This window comes from Moraxella sp., from assembly GCF_024227015.1.
Lineage (GTDB): Bacteria > Pseudomonadota > Gammaproteobacteria > Pseudomonadales > Moraxellaceae > Moraxella.
This window is the reverse complement of sequence record NZ_JAAELD010000006.1, coordinates 1-2,163: the sequence shown is the minus strand read 5'-3', so window position 1 is coordinate 2,163 and position 2,163 is coordinate 1. Positions and strand designations below refer to the sequence as shown.

At 44.5% G+C, this 2,163-nt stretch carries 4 protein-coding genes; all 4 read right to left on the bottom strand.

What is annotated here, in order from left to right:
* Positions 1-985: phage tail tape measure protein (locus tag GY683_RS00085; RefSeq protein WP_297286819.1), on the bottom strand; the 985-nt coding region annotated here is incomplete at its 3' end.
* Between the two features lie 136 nt (positions 986-1,121).
* Positions 1,122-1,478 (bottom strand): hypothetical protein, encoded by a 357-nt coding sequence (locus GY683_RS00080; protein ID WP_297286818.1) that lies wholly within the window; start codon positions 1,476-1,478, stop codon positions 1,122-1,124.
* A gap of 3 nt (positions 1,479-1,481) precedes the next feature.
* Entirely contained in the window at positions 1,482-1,874 is a 393-nt protein-coding gene (locus tag GY683_RS00075) for a phage tail tube protein (RefSeq protein WP_297286817.1), read from the bottom strand.
* A complete protein-coding gene (locus GY683_RS00070; RefSeq protein ID WP_297286816.1) occupies positions 1,861-2,010 on the bottom strand; it encodes a hypothetical protein in 150 nt (49 codons plus the stop codon). The genes GY683_RS00075 and GY683_RS00070 overlap by 14 nt, the downstream gene beginning before the upstream one ends.
* Between the last annotated feature and the right edge of the window lie 153 nt (positions 2,011-2,163).

Sequence of the window (2,163 nt, the reverse complement as noted above, 5' to 3'; positions counted from 1 at the left end):
GTTTCTTGATCGAGCCATTCAAACCTTTCATTTGAGTGTCAGCCATGGTTTTGGCTGTGCCGCCTGCATCTTGCAGTTTGGCTTTTAAATCTTTGATTGCACCCACACCTTGCTTGGTAGATGCTAATAATGCCACTCCACCTCGCTCACCAAATATCTGGGCGAATTCTTTCGCACCTGCACCGGCTTTTTCAAGATCAGTAAGGATGTCAATAAAATTACGCATTGATCCATCTGAATTACTAACACTCACACCCATGCCATCGAGTGCTGCGCTCACTTGTTTGGTTGGGTTTAATAGCTTGGTAATTCCGGCCTTAACCGCAGTGCCTGCCATCGTTCCCTTGATACCGGCATCCGCCATCTTACCCATGATTGCAGTCATTCCCTCAAGTGAGAGATTGGCCGCATCGGCCATTGGTGCTGCCATCTTCATCGCCTCACCAAGTTCCAACACATTAAGATTGGCACTGGCGGTGGCTTTCGCCATTACATCGGCAAGTTGCCCGGTTTTGCTTGCCTCCATACCCAAACCAGATAAGATGTTGGATGCAATATCCGCCGTGGTCGCAAGATCAGTTGAAGATGCTGCTGCCAAATCCAAAATGCCAGGCATGGCCGCCATGGTTTTTTGCGCATCAAAACCTGCCATCGATAAAAAACCCATCGCATCAGCTGCCTCAGATGCACTAAACTGTGTAGTGCGGCCGAGTTCCTTGGCTTGGTTTTCTAACGCCTTTAAGGTTTCACCGGTTGATCCACTGATCGCCGATACTTTATTCATTGCCGACTCAAAATCACCGGCAGTCTTTAAAGAGAATCCCGCAAACGCACCCATCGGCGCAAGCATCTTGGTTGAGATGTTTTTACCGAGTGCGGCCGCTGATCCACCCACCGATTTAAGTGATTTTTTAATCGACTTAAACGCTTTCTGTGTTTTGTTCTCAGCGGTGATTACATATCTTGCACTTGCATTTGCTGCCATTATTTCCTTTCCTGCTTCAGTCTAAAATAAGCCGACCACATTACAATTTCATCAACCGTCAAATCCATAATTTCATCCACCGTTTTGTGTAGATGTTCTGCTAATTCATACAGAAAAAGCAAATCACGATCTGACTTTAACTCTTTAGTGCTTCGCCCTCATCCGGCTCAATCTCATTCATTGCATTAACAACGCGCGACACAATATCTGGATCAAACTCATTCATGATCTCGGTCATGTGTACTTTTCGCCAAATTTGTTTGCCGTCTTGATCGAGCGATCGCAAGATAAAAGTCATAATAATGGCTTCATCTGGCCTACCCTCATTCACCAATCTTAAAATCTGTCCTTGGATCTTAAAATTGGTGGCCGCTTTGAAATAGATTTTGGCGGTTTCGCCGTTATCGTCTTTCCATTCCGGCACATCAATTGACAACAAATCACCGCTGATGCGATCCTTAAATTGGCTCTTGGCGATGTTAGTGTAGTTCATAGATTATGATACAGTTGAGAAACTTAGCGCACCATTACCCGTAAATGAGAATGATGCTGCCACCATGTCATCTTGACCAGCTTCAACCGTTAATGAATCCACAATCGCTGTGCCAGTGTAGTATTTATCGTCCGTTGATGCACCCTCTGGATAAAAGTTCATTGTTACCTCTGCACCGGCGGTTAATGCACCTTGACCCGTTGTGTCAGTTTCATCCCAATAGCAATCGCATGATCCACTCCATGAAGTCGTGCCAGCGGTAAATGTTTTCGCCGCATCGCTGAGTGCTGTTGTTTCGATTGTTTCAGCACTTTCTTCAATGCTGTATGATTTTAATTCAGCGATTGTTGCTGTTCCAACTTTTACAACGCCCTCGCTACCTTTATGATTTGCCATTTTCCTTTACTCCGTGTGATTTAACTTTTTTGGTTTTAGTCTTTTTTTCGAGTGACCAACCTCGTGCTTTCGCATTATGAATTTGAGAATCATGCACCATGATTGCCTCTGATCCATCTTTATACATTTTTGGCATATTGCCTCCTAACTTATTAAAGTCGTTACATCTGCTTTGTCCACTCGATACAAACAAGCAAAACGCATGGTCATCAACCCCACTGGTTGATCAGAATCGCCAGAGAGTTCAATATCAACTCCCTCAATATCAATGTCCTTACATTTGCCACTT

Excerpts from the sequence above, each read along its gene's own strand:
- GY683_RS00080 (WP_297286818.1), bottom strand. The coding sequence starts at position 1,478 with ATGAACTACACTAACATCGCCAAGAGCCAATTTAAGGATCGCATCAGC.
- GY683_RS00075 (WP_297286817.1), bottom strand. The coding sequence starts at position 1,874 with ATGGCAAATCATAAAGGTAGCGAGGGCGTTGTAAAAGTTGGAACAGCA.
- GY683_RS00070 (WP_297286816.1), bottom strand. The coding sequence starts at position 2,010 with ATGCCAAAAATGTATAAAGATGGATCAGAGGCAATCATGGTGCATGAT.